The 21,529-nt window shown below is 60.1% G+C and carries 7 protein-coding genes; 3 read left to right on the top strand and 4 right to left on the bottom strand.

Going from position 1 to position 21,529, the window contains the following annotated elements:
* Positions 1-56: 56 nt before the first annotated feature.
* From E6C55_RS05080 to E6C55_RS05070, 3 genes are read right to left on the bottom strand one after another with little or no spacing between them, the layout of a single operon-like run.
* Positions 57-290 carry a hypothetical protein gene (locus E6C55_RS05080; RefSeq protein ID WP_136368710.1) on the bottom strand — a complete coding sequence of 78 codons (234 nt, stop codon included), beginning with the start codon at positions 288-290 and terminating at the stop codon, positions 57-59.
* 3 nt (positions 291-293) lie between these two features.
* Positions 294-1,475 (bottom strand): Ger(x)C family spore germination protein, encoded by a 1,182-nt coding sequence (locus E6C55_RS05075; RefSeq protein WP_136368709.1) that lies wholly within the window; start codon positions 1,473-1,475, stop codon positions 294-296.
* Complete coding sequence (locus tag E6C55_RS05070; protein ID WP_136368708.1) at positions 1,472-2,992, bottom strand: spore germination protein; 1,521 nt, start codon at positions 2,990-2,992, stop codon at positions 1,472-1,474. The genes E6C55_RS05075 and E6C55_RS05070 overlap by 4 nt, the downstream gene beginning before the upstream one ends.
* Before the next feature lie 94 nt (positions 2,993-3,086).
* Between E6C55_RS05070 and E6C55_RS05065 the strand changes: the two genes are divergently transcribed.
* The 3 genes from E6C55_RS05065 (at position 3,087) to E6C55_RS05055 (ending at position 20,563) form a co-directional block, all read left to right on the top strand.
* Positions 3,087-4,901, top strand: coding sequence for a sensor histidine kinase (locus tag E6C55_RS05065; RefSeq protein WP_168735467.1), 1,815 nt, complete (start codon positions 3,087-3,089; stop codon positions 4,899-4,901).
* Positions 4,898-6,049 carry a response regulator gene (locus tag E6C55_RS05060; protein WP_136368706.1) on the top strand — a complete coding sequence of 384 codons (1,152 nt, stop codon included), beginning with the start codon at positions 4,898-4,900 and terminating at the stop codon, positions 6,047-6,049. Before E6C55_RS05065 ends, E6C55_RS05060 begins: the two co-directional genes overlap by 4 nt.
* 468 nt (positions 6,050-6,517) lie before the next feature.
* A complete protein-coding gene (locus tag E6C55_RS05055; protein WP_136368705.1) occupies positions 6,518-20,563 on the top strand; it encodes an S-layer homology domain-containing protein in 14,046 nt (4,681 codons plus the stop codon).
* Positions 20,564-20,789: 226 nt separating this feature from the next.
* On the opposite strand, the gene E6C55_RS05050 is transcribed toward E6C55_RS05055, so the two are convergent.
* The gene (locus E6C55_RS05050; protein WP_168735466.1) at positions 20,790-21,413 is read right to left on the bottom strand and encodes an IS110 family RNA-guided transposase; all 624 of its coding nucleotides are present in this window, start codon (positions 21,411-21,413) and stop codon (positions 20,790-20,792) included.
* Positions 21,414-21,529 lie beyond the last annotated feature (116 nt).

Here is a 21,529-nt window from a genome sequence, read left to right as displayed (position 1 = left end):
TTATCGGCACCTCCTTCGCGCCAAGGGGAGAACAGAGAACGGCTCCCCGTGCGATGTCAAGACAAGGATTTGACCAGCTTCTTCGCAGGTCCGTTAAACAGATCGAACAGCGTGTCCAGGTTGGGCCACTCCAGCTTGCGGGCAATAAAGACGACGCCGAGGTACATGATCGCCGCCAGCAGCGTCCCGTAGACGAGCTTCTCCTTGAAGCCGGCGGGGCGAAGTCGGGCGAGATCGGCCGTCAGCATGGCGACGGCCAGCAAGGCGAAACAGACGGTTTTGGTCAACATGGCTTAATCCTCCTCTTGGCTGAACGGAGTTCCGATGTCCATTCCGGAGCCGACGACCTCCGTCTTGATCTGGAAGTCGAACCGGCATTCCGCGAACCGTTCGCTCCAAGACGACTCCCAGATTCTCCACAGCTTCGGGTGTCTCCGGGCAATCCGGTTGCCGATGCCGATCGCATCCGTGCCGTTCTGCTGAAGAATCGACACGGTATGCCGAAGCTGGCTCTCCACCTGCTCGCTGATCCGCTCCTCGAAGCGCTTCGTATCCTTCGGGGAGTGGAGCTTCGTGCATTGAAGCTCTCCTACCGTGCCCTTGATCCGAATCCGAACGCCGACATGGACGCGGCCGTCGTCATCGATGGACACCTTCGTCTTGTTGGAGAAGGACAACACCTCCAGCGACTCCATCGCTTCAATACGGGCACTCTTCTCGCCCGCGCAACGGACTTCCAGAATGCCGGAGCGGTATCGGTTGTCCAGCATCATGAACGACGAAGCGTCCGTGCCGTCGAGCTTGCCGGCGAACCTGCCCTTGCGCAGAATGGCAAGCCCGGAGACGATGGCCCTGTCGCTCGAGCCGTCGCGATGAAGGTAAGGAACGACGGCGATCCGCGCCGGACTCTTGAGATGAATCGCCAGGTCGAACAGCGGGATTCCCGACGTCTTGGCCGAATAATGGGCCCCTTCGGTCTCCATTCGCTTGAATTGCTGGCCGATCGTCTCCTCGATGAAGGGCTTGATGTTCAGGAACGGGCCCGCCTTGTTCTCTGCGATCATGGGAAGAATGGTGCCGCGAGGCTCGTGGTCTCGGGAGAAGAAGTCCAGCACTTCCCCGGCATTGTGGGACTTGATCAGGTCCTCCCCGAGCAGAATGACGCGCATGTGATCCCACTTGGCCTTGCGGCCGAGCTTCATCGGGATCTCGCGGATGGCTTGGAACATCGAAGCGCCGTCGGTCTTGATCGTTAATCCCCGCTTCTCCGGGGACTTGGCCGAGCCGTTCGGCGACATGGAGTTGGTCGGGTTGTAGAACAACACCTCGAGAGCGAACGTCCCGTCTTCGGCCGCATCGACCGCGACGCCTTGGACGTAACCGTATTCGTCCATCTCCTTGTTGTCCCAGCATCCGGAGAGACCAAGCGCGCAAGCCAGGACGACAGCCAGGGCGGCCCCCCGCTTGAGCCTCATGACGGCGGCCGGTCCGCAGACCGCCTCCGGAAGCCGGATAGTGCCTTGCGCCGGGACGGCACGAAGAACGAGTTCCTCAGCTTGCGCACCTCGAGCGGAGCGAGCGGCGACAGATAAGGTTCGCCGAGGGAGTGCAGGCAGGTTAAATGAAGATAGATCAGAATGAAGCCGACCATAATGCCGAGCCCCCCGAACGAAGCGGCGAGGAACATCAGCGGGAACCGCAGAATGCGGAGGGCGATAGCCATGTTGTATTGCGGCAGCGCGAAGGAGGCGATGCCGGTCAGCGCGACGACGATGACCATCACGGGGGAGGCGATCTGCGACTGAATGGCCGCTTGGCCGATGACGAGCGCTCCGACGATGCTGACCGCGGAGCCGATCGGCCGCGGCAGGCGTATGCCGGCTTCCCGCAGCAGCTCGAAGAAAAACTCCATGAGCAGCGCTTCGACCATCGCCGGGAACGGAATGCCTTCTCTCGTGTTCAGAATGGCCAAGAGCAGGACGGTCGGAATGAGCTCGGAATGGAAGGTCGACAGCGCGATATACGTGCTCGGGAGAAGCAGCGCGATGATGAAGGCGCTCATGCGCAGGAACCGGATCAGCGTCGAATAGACGATTCCGTAATAGTAATCTTCGCTCGTGACGAAGAACTCCATGAAGCTGACCGGACAGATCAGGACGGACGGGCTTCCGTTCGCCAGCGCGATGATCTTCCCTTCCAGGAGGGCCGCGACGGCCGTGTCGGGCCGTTCGGTATAGCGCACCTGCGGGAAGGGGGACCAGCGGGACTCGACGAGCCAGCTCTCCAGGTAAGAGACGTCGAGAATGTCTTCCGCCGCAATCCCGTCAATACGGCTGCGGAACCGTTCGAGCGTGGCGGGCTTGACGGCGTTGTCCAGATAACCGTAGACGATCCGCCGCCGGACCGTTCCCCCGGATTCGAAGAAGCGGAACTTCAGCCGATTCGTCTTCAGCAGATTGCGGATGACTCCGATGTTGCTGTCGAGATCCTCGATCGTGCTGGCGTGCGGTCCTTGCACGGTAGGCTCCGTAATCGGCTCGGACACTGGCCGCTTGGCGATGTCGAGAGCCAGGGAGCCGAGCGCCCGGTTCCAGCCGTCGACGAAGACGACCACATAACCGTCCAGGACGCTGGCGACGACGCGGGAGAAGTCGCCAAGCAGCTCGACGGCCGGTTCGGCGGTTCCGCGATGCTCGAAGAAGGCGATAAGCTCGGCGAGGGTAACGGAGGTCGTCGGTCCGATCCGGTCCGTCGTCAAGTTCTGCAGCGCTTCCTTGAAGTCGTTATGCCGCCGATGGTTCACGAGCGTATCGAGGAACACGGAGCACGCCTTGCTGCCAAGCCCGGCTCCGTAATTCCACGAATACACCTTCAGATCCCCGCATTCCGCGAAGAGGCGGTTCATGATCGTGATATTGTCGCTTAATCGCCGGGACACGGCCAGATCGGCATGCTCGGCGCCGGCGGGACGGGTCGTAAGATCGTTGGGCATAGCGACGCTCCTTCGCGATTGGACATGTTTGCCAATCGTTAGCTTGCTCCAGAGCGGAATCGGATATACACTCGAAGACAAGGGGGGGAGACCGATGGACACGAGGCAATGGATGTCGATTCTGCTATGCGTGGCGACGGCGCTTATGCTGTTCGTGGCGGCGCTCTCCTACGTGAAGCGCCAGCACCCGATGGCCCGCACGATGATTGCGATGATGCTGACGGCATCCTGCTACGCTCTCGGCTACTCGTTCGAGTTGCTGAGCGACGATCTGGCCGGCGTGAAGCTGAGCTATCAGCTCGAATACTTGGGCATCCCCTTCGTTTCCGCGTTCTGGCTGCTGCTTGTTTTCCAATTCACCGGCTCTGCGGCTTCCTATCGGACACGCATCGGGGCCATGCTGTTCCTGATCCCCGCGGCGACCTTCGTGCTTCAGCTCACGAACGATTGGCATCACCTCCTCTACAAGGGGTTTATCCCGAACGCGCCCGGATCGATTCCGCTGTACAACACGATCAAGGGTCCCTGGTACGTGGTTCACGCCGTGTACAACTATACGATTCTGCTGCTGGGCATCCTCCTCTTCCTTCCGATGTACCTTCGAGCCGTTCCGATCGTGCGCAAGCAGATCGGCGTTCTTATCTTCGGCGCGGCCGGTCCGATGCTGTTCAATATGGCGTATATGGTCAACAAGGAGGTCGACTTCACCCCGTTCGGGTTCGCCTTGTCGGGGCTCGTCTACGCATGGGGCATCTTCCGCTTCCGGCTGCTGCGGCTGACGCCTCTCGCTTATGCGAAGATGTTCGACACGATCCGGGACGGCGCCATTCTGCTCGATTACGAGAATCAGATTGTCAGCTGCAACGGGGCGGCGATCGAAGCGTATCCCGAGCTCCCGCGGCCGAACGGGCCGTCCGTATCCGCCGATGAGGCGCTGCGCTCAAGCCCCGAGCTGCTCGCGAGGCTGAAGGAAGGGGAGTTCCGCGATGCCCGATTCCCCCTCGAGCGGGCGCTAGGCGATCGGGTCCGGCATTACCTGTGCAGTCTGACGCACATCTACGACGCCGGGCCAACCCCCATTGGGAAAATGCTGCTCTTAAGCGAAGTAACGGAACTGAAGGAGAACGAGGAACGTCTTCGGGAGAAGTCGCGGCAGCTTACGCAGCTTAACGCGTTCAAGGACAAGCTGTTCACGGTTATGGCGCACGACATTCGCGATCCGATCGCGCTTCTCGTCAGCTTGACCGAGCTGCTGGAGACGGATGCCGCGGAGACGGATTCGACGAAGAACGAGGTGCTGCCGGAGATCAAGCGGCAGGTAAAGGGAACCTACCACCTCGTTGACAATCTCTTGGACTGGTACCGCAGCCAGAACGGGCAGATCGCCTTCCGGCCGCTCCCCTGGAACCTGCAGCAGGTGGTTCGGCAAGCCATATCGCTCTCCGGAACGAGAGCCGGAATGAAGAGCATCGCGCTGACGGAGAGGATCGACGAGAGCATCGCGGTGCAGGCCGACAAGGAGATGCTGGATCTGATCTTCCGCAATCTGCTCGCCAACGCGATCAAGCACACCGGCATCGGGGGGAAGGTCGAAGCGGGCGCGTTCGTCGACGGCAGCCTCGTGACGGTCTTCATCCGCGACAACGGCAGCGGCATCGACGAGGCGACGGCGAAGCTGCTCCGCCACGACGAGATGTACTTCAAGGAGCCGGGCTTCGCCAGCGGGGAAGAGGCGGGGGAGATGCGCTTCGGCCTTGTTCTGACCCGGGAATTCCTGCGTATGCACGGCGGCAGGCTGTGGTTCGAGAGCGAAGCCGGGCTCGGCACGACGTTCTACTTCACCTTGACGGGCTCCGCCGGCGGCGAAGAGGCGGCATACCGCGACAGAATGGAGGCGTTGACGGAATGAGAGTCATGCTGGTTGACGATGAACCTGTGATGCACCTGATTATGCGGAAGATGCTCGAGAAGCATCCCGAGATCGAGGTGGCCGGAACGTTCTCGGATTCGGGCTCGGCGGCGGCGTTCCTGAAGGAGAGCGATGACATCGAGCTGGCGTTCGTCGACATCTCGATGCCGGGCGGCAGCGGGCTCGAGTTCGCGGCGCGGCTGGAGCTCGAAGGGGCAAGAACGCAGATCGTGTTCGTTACGTCCCACAAAGACTACGCGGTCGATGCGTTCGAGCTGTCCGCGCTCGATTATTTGATCAAGCCGGTTACGCAGGAACGCCTCGAGCGGACGGTCAATCGGGCGCTGGAGAGCCGCAAGGCGCAGCAGGCCGCGATGCATGCGGGCGTCTCGCCGTCCGGCTCGGGCGGCGTAAGCGTCGCGACGCTGGGCGACTTCTCGGTATGGAGCGATCGGGGACGAGTCAAGTGGATCTCCAGCAAGAGCGCCGAGCTGTTCGCCTGCCTGCTGCTGAACCGGGGCAGGCGGATGTCCAGACGGCGGCTGCTGGAAGAGATCTTCGCCGAGATGGCCGCTCCGAGTGCGGAGAAGTACCTGAACACGACCGTCTATCAACTGCGCAAGTCGCTGGAGCCGATCGGCCTGCGCGAAGCGATCCATTCGGAGAACGACGGCTACGTGCTGGAGCTGGAAGGGGCTTCGATCGATTACGAGCAGTTCGAGCGCCGGACGGAGAGCCTCGGCAAGCTGCACGCCGGCAATGTGGCCGAAGCGTTGAACGCGGAGCGGCTGTACACGGGAGAGCTGTTCGGGAGCAAAGCCTACGTGTGGGCGATTCACGAGACCGAGAGGCTGGCTGCCCGCTACGAGGCTTTCGTCCGGGAGGCGGCGGAGGTGCTTCTTGCCCTGCCGGATCTGCCCGCCGCCTCGAAGCTGCTGCACAAGCTGCACGCCCGCAACCCGCTGGACGAAGCGACGGTCGGGCTGATCATGAAGAAGCATGCGCTCGGTCGCGACCGGAAGGGCTTGACGGCTCAGTACACCGACTACGTGAAGCTGCTGGCCCGAGAGCTCGGCATCAAGCCGTCCAAGGACCTGCTGCTGCTGTACGATTCCCTTCTCAGCGGACTGCAGATTGGCGGCGAATAAAGGGCATGATAGCAAGGAAATTTCCACATTATGGGAGTTACGAGGGCTCGATTCCCTTTCTAAACCCTTATGCCTCTTCTCCCCTTGAATCAGGAGCCTCCGCTTGACGTTCATGCCCTTTGCTTTCGGGTTAGCTCATTCTCCTTGGACATCCCTATCCTGAACGAAAGGGAGAAGAGACCTAATGCCGCCAGAGGGAATAGGGCGCAGGGGGAAGAGGGAGGCGCTGGACGGGATGGCAACCGTACTAGACCATGCAAGACAGTGCCGAATAAATTTTTTTCGAAGCTCGCGGAATGCCGTCCAGCCTTGCTGCTAGGCGGTTTTTGTCTATTCTTGTCCGATTTTTTTATTATTCTTTTATTGCGTTCCTCTACACTTGAGCTTGGATGCTCGAATGGTGTCCGCTTCGGTCGATTCGTCCGGAGGGCGTATTCGAGGCAGGGTTAAGGGAAGGGGAATGGACATATGCGCAGCGGAAAAACCGGGTTCGCCGGTGTCAAGAAACGGGGGGCGCTCGTCTGTCTGCTCGTCGTCAGCTTGCTGCTCGGGCTCGTTCAGCCGGGCATCGGGCCCAGGGGAGGTGCGGCGGCGTCCGGCGCGACGTTGTCCGGCAGCAACTTGGCAGCGAGCGATATTGCCGGCCATTGGGCAGAAGAGACGATGGCCCGGTGGCAGAGCCTCGGGCTTATCAACGGCTTCGCGGACGGGAGCCTCCGGCCCGATCAGACGATTACGCGGATCGAATTCGTCGCGCTGGCGAATCGGCTGTTCGCCTACAAGGGGACGGCCGCGGTCGACTTCGCGGATGTGCCGGGCGGCGCCTGGTTCGCGTCCGAGGTGAAGGCCGCCGTCGGCGCCGGATACGTCAGCGGCTTCCCGGACGGCACCTTCAAGCCGAATCAGGCTCTATCGCGCGTGGAAGCGGCGGTTATGCTCGCGAAGCTCGTGCCTGTGCTTGAGCGGGACGGGGCGAATTCGCTCGATGCGTTCACGGACCGGGACAGCGTTCCGGCGTACGGTCGCGCTTCTCTCGGGGCTCTGATCGGGTCCGGGTATGTGAAGGGCTTCGCGGACCGGACGGTGCGCCCGGGGCAGAAGCTTACCCGCGCGGAAGCGGTTGTGCTGCTGGACCGTATTGTTAAAGGCTCGGCCGCGGAGGCGTCGGGGGGCGGAGCCAAGCTGTCCGCTCTCGTCTTGACGGAGCCGGGAACGTACGGACCGGAGACGGGGACGTTCGCGGTCGCGGGCGATCTCGTCGTCGATGTGCCTGGAGTGACGCTTCGCCACGTTGTTGTCAAGGGGAATCTGACGATCGGCGAGGCGGTCGGGGAAGGCGACGTGTTCCTCGATCATGTAACCGTGAACGGGAGCACCTCCATTCAAGGCGGCGGCGAGAACAGCGTCCATATCGACGATTCCGACCTGGGAACGGTTGTGATCGAGAAGAAGGACGGAAGGATTCGGATCGTCGTCGGAGGCACGACGGTTATCGAGCAGATGGACGTGAAGACGGACGCGAGCATCGAAGCCGACGGCGCCGCTGCGGGAGCGATCGAAGGCATCGAGATTACCGCCGCGGGAGAAGTTGTCCTGTCCGGCAAGTTCGCCAGCGTTACGGTGTCGAGCGACGTCAAGCTCACCGTCGGCACGGGGTCGATCGAGAGGCTGATCGTCGCGGAAGGCGTCGGCGGCTCGGCCATTGCGCTGAACGAAGGCGTGAAGGTGGCGAGCATGGAGCTTCACGGCACGGCCAGCGTGAGCGGGGCCGGCGAGATTGCGAAGGCGCTGCTGGACGCGCCGAACATCGAATTCGAGACGAAGCCCGGCGCCGTGGAGACGACGGACCGGGCGGGAGCTTCCGCAGGGACGGCCGGCGGGTCAAGCGGGAGCGGCGGGGCTGACGGAGGAGGATCAAGCGGTGGCGGCACCGGCGGAACAGGAGGCGGCGGAACGGGTGGAACCGGCGGGGGCGATACGCCGCAGACGACCGATGTCGGCGTCGAGGCCGGCGAGGCGAGTCTCAGCGGATTCCGCCTGACGCTGAGCCCGGCGGTTCCGGGACTGACCGCGTCTGCGATAACGCTTGCCGATTCCTCCGGCCAAGCCGTCGCGATCGCTTCGGCCGCAACGCTGACCAGCGGCAGCACGTACCGGGTCGTCGCGACGCTTCGGGAAGGAGAAGCGTATACGGTCCGCCTGACGCTGTCCGGCTATAACTTCGGCGGCGCCGTCGCCTTCAGCGTTCCGGCAGCTCCGCCTCAAGAGGTTGCGGTAACGGCGAGCGCAAGGGACATCGGTTCCACAGGCTTCCTCGTGACGCTCAGTCCCGCGGTCGCGGGGCTGACGGCGGCGAATTTCTCGCTGTCCAAGCTCGGCTCCGCGGAAGCGATCGAGGCGGCGGAGGCCGTATCCGCCGACAACGGAGCGACCTACTCCGTCGCGGCCGCCCTTGAGGAAGGAGCGACGTACTCCCTCGCGATCGCAAGCAGCGGCTACGGCTTCGGAAGTCCGTTGACCGTGTTCGTTCCGGTCACCGATCCGGAGATCGTCTCGGTGACTTCGACGGTTTACGGGGTCGGAGCGAACGGCTTTACGGTCTTGCTCAGTTCGCCCGTCGCCGGCTTGACCGCCGACAACTTCAGGTTAACGGACGACAGCGGGGCGACCGTTGCGGTTGCAGGAACGTCGGAAGCGGCAGAGGGCTCCTCTTACGTTCTCGCTGCAGCATTGGAGGCGGGAATCGTCTACACGCTTGAGATTGCGAAGACCGGCTACAGCTTCGGGGCATCGCCGAGCTTCTCGCTTCCGGCCGAGCAGGCGATCGTCGTTACTCCGACCGCCAGCAATGTGTCGGTCAACGGGTTCCTGCTCGCGATGGACAAGACGGTCGCCGACCTGGATGCGCTCAACTTCGATCTGCAGAGCGAGGACGGGCAGGAGATCAGCATCGACATGCTGAGCGCCGTCCGGGGCACCAACCAATACGAGGTGTGGGCCGCGCTCGCCAAGAACAAGGAATACTCCTTATCCTTGAACAAGGAAGGCTACGTCTTCAGCGAACCGGCTTCGGTTCGGGTACAGGTCGTCGAGGTGCCGGCGACGGTCGACTGGGCCACTCGCGGCGCGTTTAAGCTGACGTTCGCAAGTGCCGTATACGGCTTGACGTCCGCGCAATTCGCGCTGACGGACCCGAACGGCCAAGCCGTCGACATTCAGAGCTTCCAGCTCGCGGCGGACGCCAAGTCCGTTGTCGTCACGGCCGACTTGAACGCGACGGGGAGCTACGCCTATCGGTTCGAGACGGACGATGCGAAGCATTCGGAAGGGGAGATCGAGGTTCCCGAGGCCGTCGCTGTCGGCAAATATACGACGTTCGAGGGCTATTCCGGCTCCTACACGGGGCTTGCCGTTCACTTCGAGAAGTCGGTGCCGGGGCTAACCGAGTCCGCCTTCCAATTGACGAATTCCTCCGGCAGTCAGCTTGCTCTCGATTCGGCTCAGTCGGCCGACGGAGGAAGCACGTATATTCTGGCGACATCGGGGCTGAACTCGGGCGGCACACCGTTTAAGCTGGGCATCGCGGCAGACGGCTATGACTTCGGAGAGCCGGCGACACTCGTCAACCCGACGCTTAATCTGTGGAACGCCGGGCATGTTCCGACACAATTCATGGCCGGATTGAATCCTTATGTGGCGGATCTGACCAAGGAGAACTTCACCGCCAAGGATGCGTCGGGCAACGACGTCGGGATCGTCGATGCGTATTACGACGGCAGCTACCATCTGTACATCGTCTCCTTCAACGGCTCGGGCGGCAACGATTATTGGGTATCCGTGCATGTCGACGGCTACGACTTCGGCGCTCCGAAGCTGATTCACGTCTACAGCCAGAGCGATATCGGGGAGGTATCCTACAACGGCTTCACGCTGGCGCTTGTACCTTCCGTTCTGATCAATACGCAGTACGGCTTCCATCTGACGAACACTTCCGGCGAGTCGGTTGCGATCCAGTCGGTCGATAACGTCGACGGAGTAGGCGGGACTTATCGGATTAATGCCCGGTTGGCGCCGGGGGGGTACTTCCTGAATGTCGATGCCAATCTCGACTCGAACGGCTTCTACGTCAGCGTTCCGCTGATCGCGACCCTGTCCGTCGATCAAGTCACGAACAAGGGGCTGACGGCCAAGCTGAATTATGCGGTCGACAATCTGGACGAGACGAGCTTCGGCCTGACGAATGCCGATACGGGCGAACAGGTGAGCATCGCTTCGGCGGTTACGGACGATCAAGGGAGCACCTATCGGCTTGCCGCGAGCTTGCCGGCCGGCAACTACAGACTGACGTTGCCCGGTCATCTGCCGGAAGACGGAGTCGCGTTCGCGGTCGGCGACGTGACGGATGCCGGGGCGACTGCGGTATCGGGCATCTCGGCGGCGGGCTTCACGCTGACGTTCGAGAACGCCGTGCCCGGCTTGCTTCCGGCCAATCTCGACATCCGGGACGAGCAGAACAACAAGCTCGGCGGGGTGAAGCTGACGACCAGCGACAGCGGGTTGTCCTACCGCGTCAGCGTCGCGTTGACCACGGGCGCGACTTACACGGTCAAGCTTCAGAAGGATTACATCGTCTTCGATTCGCCGCTTGCGGTGCATGTGAAGCCTGTCATCAAGGGGACCGTCACGGACGTGACGAACGCCGGGAAGCTGATCTTGACGTTCGACAAGGCTTTCCCCGAGCTTCAGAATTACTTGGGGCTGTCCATTACGGATGCGGACGGGCTCGTCTACATGCCGAATTACTTCGAGACTTCGGATCAAGGCGTCAGCTACGAGATTCGGGTGCCGAACAACGGCTTGAAGCCGGGAGTCGTCTATACGATCAAGCTCGATCACGAGCTGTATGCCATGGAGCCGGTGAGCTTCACGATTCCGGGCATTGTTGAAGTCGCAGAAGCGAATACGTCCGGGCTGAAGGTCCGCTTCGACGTTCCGGTGACGGGGCTGACCAAGGCGAACTTCGTCATCAAGAGCTCGACCGGCGAATCCTTCGTCGTGTCCTCGGCCGCGACGGATGATGGAGGAGCTTCCTATACGATTGCCGCCGCTCTGACGGCAGGCAAGAAGTATACGCTCCAATACAAGCCGAACGATCTGAAGCTGAGCGTCGAGCCTGTTCCGTTCGTCGTATCCAAGCTTGTGACCGCGGCTCTTGGCGAGATCTCGCAGGCGGGCATGAAGGTGACGTTCAGCTCCAAGGTGCCGGAGCTGCAGCCGCTGCAGCTCGTTCTGACGCAGGATGGGAATCGGCTGTCAACCGATTCTTACTCGCTCCAATCGACGGATGGCGGGCTTACCTACCAGATCGCCTTCAATTCGGTATATCCGGGCTACGTATATATGTTGGATCTGGCAAGAGAGGAATACAAGCTGGCCGCTCCGGTGCCGTTCAAGGTGCCGGCGGGCAAGACGCTTAAGCTGTACAGCACGACGGCGACGCAGATTATCGTCGATGCCGGAGTTACGGGCCTGACGGAGGATCAATTCGCGCTGTACAACGCCAAGGGGCAGAAGGTTGCCGTCACGGTTACTCAGAACGATAGCGCTGCGAGCTTCTATGTTCTGACGGGCGCCTTCGACATCAATCAGAAGTACACGCTTAAGGTGACTCATCCCGACTATACGTTCGCGCCGCTGACCGTCGGGTTCAAGATCGAAGTGGCCGCCTTCGCCTTCGGCTCCCAGACCGGCTTCAAGCTGCTGCTGTGGCCCGGCGTGGAAGGACTGGAACCGTCGGACTTCACGGTTACGGACGATCAGGGAGGAACGGCGACGGTTACGGACATTCAGACGTCGGATTCCGGATGGACTTACTACGCGAAGGTACCGCTTGTCAGCGGCAAGAAATACCAGGTAGCCATTGCGGACAAAGGACCGTATGCATTCCAATTCTCGTCCAACACGTCGATTTCGCTAAACACGAACGGGGCGTCGGTCGACAGGTTGACGCTGAAGGGATTCCGCTTGATTTTCAACACGCCGGTTTACTTGTACGACAATGATGTTCGCTTGATCGACGAGGACGGGCAAGAGGTCGGGATTCGTTCCTTCTACTCTTCGGACGGCGGGCTCAGCTTCGCCGTGGAGGCGACGCTGGAAGCGGACAAGAACTACACGCTTGCGTTCGACAAGTTCGGGTACGACTTCGGCGGCGACATCCCGCTTGCCGTGCGCAGCGTCCAAACGACGTTCGAGGGGATGGAGAGCGGCAACAACAACGCGTTCACCTTAAGCTTCGACCAAGCCGTGCCGGGCCTTAAGCCGAGCGACTTCACGATCATGAGGTACGGACAGCGCGCGCCGCTGCCGGTGCTTGACGCGACGACCGAGGATAACGGCTACACCTACCGGATTGAATCGAGCTTCTGGGGCGCGGAGACGGTAACGGTGCTTCCGTCCAAGAACGGGTACGACTTCGGCGACGCCTTGCCGATTCTTGTCCCGATTATTGTGAGCCCGGCGGTGCTGAGAACGGGAGCCAACTACGTCGACATCGGCTTTAATCCGACTGTCTTGGGGCTTAACGCCGCCGACTTTATCGTCAAGGATGAGGATGGCCATTCGCTCGCCCTGACGTCCGCGGAATCGTTCGACGGCGGTCAATCGTATCGTCTGTCCGGCCCGTTCGTTGGAGGAGAGACGTACACGGTCGCACCTCAGCATACGGGATACGACTTCGGCAGCGAGGGGCTTGCGGCTCAGCTGGCAAGAGCGGTAACGAGCGAGGCGGCGGCGATCGACGAGACCGGGCTAACGGTGCTGCTGAATCCCGGGGTCGAGGGTCTTGCTGCAAGCAGCTTTGCGCTCAGGGACGCTTCCTACCAGCCTGTCCCGATTCAAGCAGTGGAGGAATTGAGCGATGGCAAGGCGTACCGGATAAGCGCCGAGCTGGCGGCCGGCGCGACGTATTCCTTAACCGTGACGGCGGCGGGCTACGAGTTCGACTCTCCTGCGACCGTCAAGGTGCCGATTCCCGTCGGCTTTACCTTTGAAGGGGTGTCGCCCGTCGGCCTTACGGTAAACTTCGGCAATTGGGCGATCCCGTTGACCGCCGCCGACTTTGCGCTGACGGACGAAGAGGGGCAGAGCATTGCTGTCGATTCGGCTTCGCCCATTAACGGCGGGTTGGGGTATATTCTGGAGGCGGAGCTGCCCTACGATCATACGTACAGCCTGAGCGTAACCGCCGACGGCTACGACTTCGGCACCGGATTGTCCTTCTATGTCAAAGAACCGGCAGCGGCTGCGGTTCAGAACGCGACGCAGACCGGCTTCACGCTGAGTCTCGATCATGCGGTCAAGAGCTTGACGGCAGCCAATCTCTCGCTTAAGGACAGCCTCGGCAATCCGATCGCGATCGATTCGTTGACGACGGCGAATGCCGGGCTGAGCTACCGGGCGGACGTGACGTTGCTCGGCGGCGGAAGCTACACGCTGTCGCTCGCCTCGTCCAAGGTCGAATTCGGTTCATCTCTGTCGTTCGAGGCCCAGATGATGGTGGAGCTGGAGCTGACGAACCTCGCTTCGGACCGAATCGGCATCCGCTTCAGCGAACCGTTGCCCGATCTGGAACCAAGCTCTATCAAGGTGGTAAGCGACGACGGCACGGTCATTCCTGTCGGATCGCTCTCTCGCCAGAGCAACAACCAGGAGTTCACGGCGAGGTTCTCGCAAGCTTATCTGGAATCCGGCATCGTGTATTGGCTGTCCATCGAAGGAACGAGCCGGGCGGTTGAAGGTCCGATCGAGCTGGTCATGCCAATCTCCGCGAGCAGCACGGTGACCGGCGTCTCCGACAGCGGCATCAAGATCCTGCTGAGCCGCTCGGACGTTGAGCTTCTGCCGGCCGACATCGAGCTGCTGACTTCGGCCGGAGACACGGTTCGCGTGAGCTCGGTCGTTGCCGGGGAGACGGCCGGAGCCTTCGCCGTTCAAGCGGCGCTGGCGCAAGGAGCGACGTATTCGCTGCGAATTGACAAGTACACTTACGACTTCGGAACGGCGAAGAGCGTCTACGTTCCTTATCTGGTCAGCGCCAAGGTGGCCTCCATCCACGAAGGCGGATTGACGGTCAGCTTGTCGATGCCGGTGACCGACTTGAACGTGAAGCTGATCGATGCCGCAACCGGCAGCGATTACGTCGGCAGGCTCACAACGAACGATAACGGCTTGACGTATGTTATCGAAGCGGCGGTGTCCTACAATAAGGACTTCACGCTGAAGCTTGGCAAGAGCGGTTACGATCTCGGCTCCGATATTCCGGTTAATAATGTGAGCGCGCCTCCGCAGGTGGCAACGGCGGTAACGGGCGCCGACGGCAAGAGCATTACGCTTACCTTCGATAAGCAGCTTAACTGGACGGAAGAGCGAGCGGTGTTCTCCGTCAAGATCAACTCCCAGTGGCAGAGCGACGTCTTGTCCAGGCTCGGAACCGACAAGAGGCAGATCGTGCTGACCTGGAGCGGCAAGGTCATCGACGAGAATTCGACCGTATCGGTCGCCTCCAGCAGCGTGAACAGGGTGAACGCCGTCAACAAGACGTTCATGGCGCCGTTCGAAGAGGTTGCCGTAACGAATGTCTCGACGCTGATGGGCATGATCCAGAGCTATGTGTACCGGGACGATATCGAGAATCCGGCCGCCTACCCGGCGCAAGTGCTTCACGGGCAGTACGGGTTGACGGCGATCGAGACCGCACGCAAGCTTCAGGAAGGCGGATTCAGGAATGCCCTCCTCTTCCGGACGGTTATTCTGGAATACAGATTGGAAGGCGTCGAGATCGCCAAGCTGCTCTATGCGCTCAATGCCGATCCGCAGACGATCTTCGAGGCCTACGGCAGCAAGCATCTCGACGATCAGGCCTATACGGTCGTCAAACAGTTGATCGAAGCGGGCTATACGTATGTGGAGTATGGTGCTGTCCTTCGGAAAATGGGCTTCTCAAGCCGGAGCGCGGCCATTGTGCTGTATCAGGCCGGAGCCTCTGCGACGGATATCGTGCGGGTGCTTCGGAACAGCTTCGACGAGACAAGCGGGAGTTCGGCTTCGCTGGCGCGGATTGGCAGCTACGGTGCGAACGAGCTCGCAGTCGGCATTCGAGCCGCGTATGGCCTCGACATTCCGGATGTTGTTCAGGCGCTGGCTGGCGGCGGGCTGCCTGTCGGCGATATCGCCGCAGCCGTGCAATCGCTCTATGGCATCGATGCGGTGACGAATGCATCGCTCCTGTCCGGAGCCGGATTCGACGCCTCGGCGATCGGTGCCGCTCTGGCGCAATTGTACAGCTATGACAGCGTGGACGATGCCTTGGACGTATACCTCGGAGCGGGCTTCTCCGGCGCCGATTCCTATGCGATTCTGCGCAGCGAATATCCGCGCGAAGCGATCGCTTCGGGGCTTCTGGACAGAGACTTCTCCGCGCGGGAGGTCGGCGAAGCCGTTCGCCTGGCCGCAGACGGCGCGCGGGTCATCATTGCCGCGATGAAGGGCGAAGGGGATTCGGATACGGCCATTGCCCAACTCGTCAAGGACATCTGGGTGATCTCCGGCACTTCTCTGGCCGCTATTCTTCCGGAATTCGCCGCGAACGGATATACGTTCGAGCAGCGCGCCGTGTTGTTGCGCGAGGAGTTCGACGCGGACGTCGCAGAGGCGGCGAGCGCCATCATCGCAAGCGAGAGCTATAGCTCGCAGAAGGGGATTTATAAGGTTATCCTGGCGGGAGGCTACGAGCCTGCGAAGGTGATGTACATCTTCCTGAAGAACGGGGTTAGCCGTTACGAAGCGTACCGGCAGTTCAAGGAAGCGGGAGTAACGACCGCCGATGCTTTGAAGAGCGTATACGACGCATTGGCTCAGAGCGGAACCTCGTTCGGGTTGGAGGACGCGCTGCTGGTCATATTGAGAGATTACAGCCGCCCGGCAACGGCGCTGGAAGCTATCTCGGCGATAAAGACGGTGTTCGCCGGGGACGAGAATGTGGATCTGAGCGCCGTCGGTCTTGCCCGCGCGGCCGGCAATTATTGGGCCAAGCTTGAGATTGCCGCGGCGATCAAGAGCCAGCTCGGATTGACGCTGAAGGAATTCGTCGAGTTGGAAGGGTCGAACGGCTTCGAGAAGTTCGGCTGTCCTTGCTCGGCACTAACCGTCGTTCGCGAGGCGCCGTACTTGTTCTCGGGAGTGACGATTCAGGATCTTACCACGGCGATGAGCGTGTCCAGCGCGTACAGCCTCTCCGATGTAGTCTTGGCGAACTTTGAGCTGCAGGACACTAGGAACGGACGCGACAGGAACACCGCCGCACCGTACGTCCTGGCATCTCTCAAAAATTCGGGATATGCCTTCGAGGATGTGGCGGCCGAATTCGATCGCTTGGGCTTGAGCCGCTGGATCGACGCCTTCCACAACAATGGCATCGCCGCAAGCGATGTCGCCGCTTATCTGAAGAGCAAGTCCGCCACGGCCGCGGAGACGACCGCTCGTCTTGAACCGTATCCGCTTAAGGACCGGGCTCTTGTCCTGCGGGAGATATACGCTCTCGATTCCGCGGAGGCAATCGCGACGTTGGTCGCGAATACGAACGAGGATGACGAGGACATCGGCCGCGCGATCTCGTGGGCGTACGGCGGAGACCCGATTGCGCTATGGGTTCAGACTCTCCGTTCGCAAGGAGGGACGGCGACGTCTGTCATGAACTCGATTCTCGCCCGTTATCCGAGCTATCGGGACGCCGGAACGATCGGCCCGATTCTGCTGAACGCCGGCTTCTCGCAGGAGGATATTCTGGAAGCCATGATAACGATCGCTTATCGCTATTATGGTGTCGTACAGCTTAAGGACACGATTCGCGTGCTGCAGTCGCTTTTCTCCCAGCAACAAGTCACGATCGGCCAGCTTCTGAAGTCGGCTTCTCTGACTACGCCGCAGAGCGGGATCGACTTCCTGTCGTATGCCGGGTACAAGATGGGAGACATCGCGGGCAGCCTGAAGGATTACTACGGCTTGACGGCCGGAGAGGCATCGGCGCTGCTCGTGGAGAAATACCCGAACGACAAGAAAGCGATCGTGTCCGTTCTGGCCAGCCTGTACGGGCAGGATCTCTCGGCAACGATGGCCGAATCGCTGGAAGCGGCCGGAATTACGACCGCGGAGAGCGCACTCGATTACTTGCGCTACGAAGGCTTCGGCATCCAGGAGCTGGCCGTTCTGTTCAAGGATCGGTTCGGCTGGACGGCCGGACAGACGGGGGCGGCGTTTAATCAGCGGAACATGGGAGGCACCAAAAGCGTGCTTGTGACGGCGATCGCGGCCGCTTACGAGCTCCCTGTGGAGAAGGTCATCCATGACTTGCTTGTCTCGTCGGGGACAAACACCTATGCCGGAGCGATCCCGTTCGTCTATCAGGTTACGTTCAATCTGGCGACCAGCGTCAAGGTCGCGAAGATCGGCTACGGGATCTCGTCCGGTGAAGCATTGAAGGCGCTGATGGATTCTGCACTTTATCCGCAGACGAATGTTGTCGGCGCCGTCGCGGACGTATACGGCACTTCTCAACGGTCGAGTATCGTGGATTCTCTGGCGGCTAACGGCTACGATACGCTCGCGAGCGCGGTTACGTTCCTGGGCCGGAAGGGGTACGGCTTGTCCGACATCGCCAGAGTCGGCCAAGAGTACTATCAGTTAAGCGCGGGAGAGACCTATGCCGCTCTGGACGGGTTCTATAACGGAGACGAGATCAATCTGGCCGTGACGGATGTGTACAATCAGACGATGACGCAGACGATGCTCGACGCGCTGGCCGCCATGGGCAAGCCGAGCTTCTCGGACGGCATTGTCGAGATGCGGAGGCTCCAATACGAGCTGTCCGACATCGTTCTCGCAGGCAAGGACTACTACAAGCTGACCGCAGGGCAAACGACGTTCGCCTTGCTGGAGTCGAAGCAATTCGCAACGGGGAATGTCGTGGCAACCGTTGCCGAGTATTATGGCAAGCCGATTGCCCAGAGCGTCCAGGACGTGCTGGACGAGAGCGGGATCGCTTCGATCGGCGACGCGGCGCAGCTCCTTCGGTCGATGGGGTATTCGCTGCAGGATGTGGCCGACATATCGCGGACGTACTACGGCAATTCCATGCAGGCGACGATCGATGCGCTCTCCGCCCTCGGCTTCGAGGACGGCGCCATTATCGAATGGACGGTACGGAATGTATACGGAGAAGCATCGGGGGGCACCTCCGAATCCATGACGCCGATTGAGGCGCTGGAGGAAGCGGGAATTACCGACGGGAACGCGGCGATCGACTATCTGTGGAATGCGGGGTATTCCGTTCCGGAGATCGCCCGGTTCTTGAAGGAATTCCACGGCAAGTCGTCCGTCGAAGCGGCCGGAATGCTGCTGGCCAATTCGTCGCTTGACCGGCTGGCCGTCTTGTACAGCATGAACGGAGTTTACGGCTCGAGCTACGACGAAGCGATGCTCGACGTCTTCAAGCGCTCCGGAGTATTCGATTCTGCCGATACGGCCGCTCTGCTGCTCAGTGGAAGCGGGTACCGGATGTCGTATATCGCCGAGACGATGAAGCGGAGCTACGGCAAGACGTTCGCGGAGACGAAGACGATTCTGGCTTCGCTGGGCCTGTACTCATCGTCCGCCATCGAGACGACGGTCTCGCAGATTTATGATTCGGTCAGCATGTCGTCCGGCACGCTGCAGCAGGTTCTGGAGCTGTACGGCATCAAGTCCCGGGAGGAAGCGATAACGTTCCTCAAGGGACAGGAGGTTCCGGTTCTGGACGTCGTTCAGTATATGAAGGACGCTTACGGACTCGACTCGGACGAGACGATGGAGATTCTTGCCCCGGTTTATCCGGGAAGCGAACTCGGTCTCGCCATCGTCAAAGCCTTCTACAGCGACAGCAGCATCGGTTACGTCACCAAAGTGATCACAGGCAACTCGTCTACGCCAAGTACCGTCGTTAACGAGATGAGCGGGATTTTCGGAGATAAGCAGATCGTTCTGGCCTTGAAGGTCATGTTCGGGCTGGATGCGCTGGGGGTCATCGACGCGATCTCGCCGGCTTACATGTCCCCGGAGCGCGTTCGCGCCGTCGTCGCCGAAGTGTTCGGCGAAGATCCGCTGTTCGCCTACCTGAAGCGGATGAAGGACAATGGCAAGACCGCCTACGATATCGCGGTGGAGCTGAATCAGCGGGGATTGCTGGAATTGAATCCGGCGGGTTATCTGGTCGATCTGCTGCTGCAGCTCGGTTACGATACGGACACCATTTTGAAAGTGCGCTATCTCTATTACAATACGGGGCGCCTCAACGAAGGAACCGAGCTGGAGCAGGGGACTCAGTTGGCCCAGTTGGGCGTAACTTCGACGAAGGATATCGTGACGGTTCTTAGCAAGTGGACTATGCTGGCCTATAAGGCGTTCTACATCGTGCGTGCGGCGAACCCGAGTGCGACGACGGAAGAGATCGCTCTCGCGATGAAGGATTACGGGTACTGGTCCGTAGCGGATATTCTGGGCGGGGTAGACGCGATCGGCGAGAAGCCTTCTTCGCTCGCTCCCAAGTTCAAGAAGCTGGGCTTAACCGCCCGCGAGGCGATGAATTACGCTTCCGATCTGCCTTATACCGACATGGTGCGCAATCTCGTTGCGAACGGCTACCCGATCTCCGACTACTTCAGGTATTTATCCCTGACGGGTGTCAACTCGGGGGATACGATCGCGGTCTTAAGAGAGGCCGGCTACACGGCGAAGGAACTGTCGGTGCTGATGCTTCCTATGAATTTGGGCTACTACCGGATGGCCAAAGTGCTGTACGACGGCGGGTTCACATCCATTCGCGAAGTGGCGGACGCCTTGCTGGCCGCGAACTGCTCCAAGCTGTGGATCATCTATTACTTGGACGAGATCGCCGATTGGACGATCAAGGGAATTGCGAAGGAACTGCTCGACGGGGGGTTGCTCTCTCTGGTGGAACTAGTGGGAGCCATCCAGTACGCCAACGGCAATCGTCTGGATGACGCGTATTTGATTCTCCGGGAGATCTCGACGAAGGAGAGACAAGCGTACTACGACGCGCTGGATTCGGTCAGCCGCAAGCTGCTGAATAACGACGACATCGCGATGATCGTCATGGCTTCCACGCTGAGATACGCGAATGTCAGCTTGACGAACGCCGCCGAGCAGTTGTTGAACACGGAACACGTGACGGATCTGATGACCGCCGTCAAGATTCTCGTGTACGCCGGATTTAACGTAGGCGACATTCTCGAGACCATGTGGGATGTGTACCGGGAGGTCATCGGCATCACGATCATCAAGTCCATGGCCTTGAAGGCCGCCGCGAGCTTTATTCCGGACTTCAAGCAATACTACGATATGGCGAAGCTGCTCTACAAGGTCGTGAACATCACGACCAAAGTGGTCGAGGCCGCGACATAAGCGACTGAACGAAGAATGGATTGGAAGAAGGAGCTGTCCCCGGGTATTCACGACCGAGAGGCAGCTCCTGCTTTTTTTTTTACGAAAAAGGAACTTCTTCGATCTACCCCAAAGTCATGCACGATGTCGATCATTGAACGAAGGAGCGGGAAAATGGCAATAGGATGCCCGGTGCGGCTATTCTGTGCGATTCCGCTCCTTGAATCAAGCCATATGTTATTTGCAATTAGGAAGCTTCGTTCGGATGAGATTCGCTGGGCACATCGTATCCCAACGATTTGAGCTGTCGCAGCAAGCGTTTTGCTTTTGAATCTCGACCTAAAGTGTCCAGGTAATCCTCGCCCAAATCAAGATAAGGTTGTTGTCTATGTAGCAGGTGATACACAATAATCAGCATTTTATGAGCGAGCGCGATGAGCGCTTTCTTCTTCCCTCGCCTTGCAGCAAGTTTCCAGAACTTTGCGGCTAAATAGGTTCGTTTGGTTCGAGATGCAGCCCAGGCGCACTCGACTAACACCGATTTAATGTGAGGGTTTCCACTTGAGGTGCGGGAAGATTTCTTCTTTCCGGCGCTCTCGTTATTTCCAGGTGAAAGCCCAGCCCAAGAAGCCAAGTGCCTCTCCGAGTGAAACCGAAGCATATCTGCTCCAATCTCGGACAAGATGGAGGCAGCAGCAGTCCTATCTATGCCTGGAATCGATCGAATGAGCTCCACTTCAAGCCTATAGGGTTCCAAGTGGCTATCAATTTCAGCATCAAACTGGGCGAGGGATTGTTCCAGGTAACACAAATGATCCCAAGACTGTTGAAGAAGAAAGCGGTGGTTGGCCGACAACGCCGTAAGCGTCAAATAGCCCCCACCTGGCGATGGGAGCGAGATTCGACTAAGCTTTTACTTGGATTGGGGCATCCGGCATTCTGCCGGAAGCTGCTCGGACCACGGCATAAATGGCTCGAGGGCCTCCG

Source organism: Cohnella fermenti (assembly GCF_004801405.1).
GTDB classification, from domain to species: Bacteria; Bacillota; Bacilli; order Paenibacillales; family Paenibacillaceae; genus Cohnella; species Cohnella fermenti.
Note: the sequence above shows the minus strand (reverse complement) of the source record. Positions and strands in the feature narration are given on the sequence as shown.

Excerpts from the sequence above, each read along its gene's own strand:
- E6C55_RS05080 (WP_136368710.1), bottom strand. The coding sequence starts at position 290 with ATGTTGACCAAAACCGTCTGTTTCGCCTTGCTGGCCGTCGCCATGCTG.
- E6C55_RS05075 (WP_136368709.1), bottom strand. The coding sequence starts at position 1,475 with ATGAGGCTCAAGCGGGGGGCCGCCCTGGCTGTCGTCCTGGCTTGCGCG.
- E6C55_RS05070 (WP_136368708.1), bottom strand. The coding sequence starts at position 2,992 with ATGCCCAACGATCTTACGACCCGTCCCGCCGGCGCCGAGCATGCCGAT.
- E6C55_RS05065 (WP_168735467.1), top strand. The coding sequence starts at position 3,087 with ATGGACACGAGGCAATGGATGTCGATTCTGCTATGCGTGGCGACGGCG.
- E6C55_RS05060 (WP_136368706.1), top strand. The coding sequence starts at position 4,898 with ATGAGAGTCATGCTGGTTGACGATGAACCTGTGATGCACCTGATTATG.
- E6C55_RS05055 (WP_136368705.1), top strand. The coding sequence starts at position 6,518 with ATGCGCAGCGGAAAAACCGGGTTCGCCGGTGTCAAGAAACGGGGGGCG.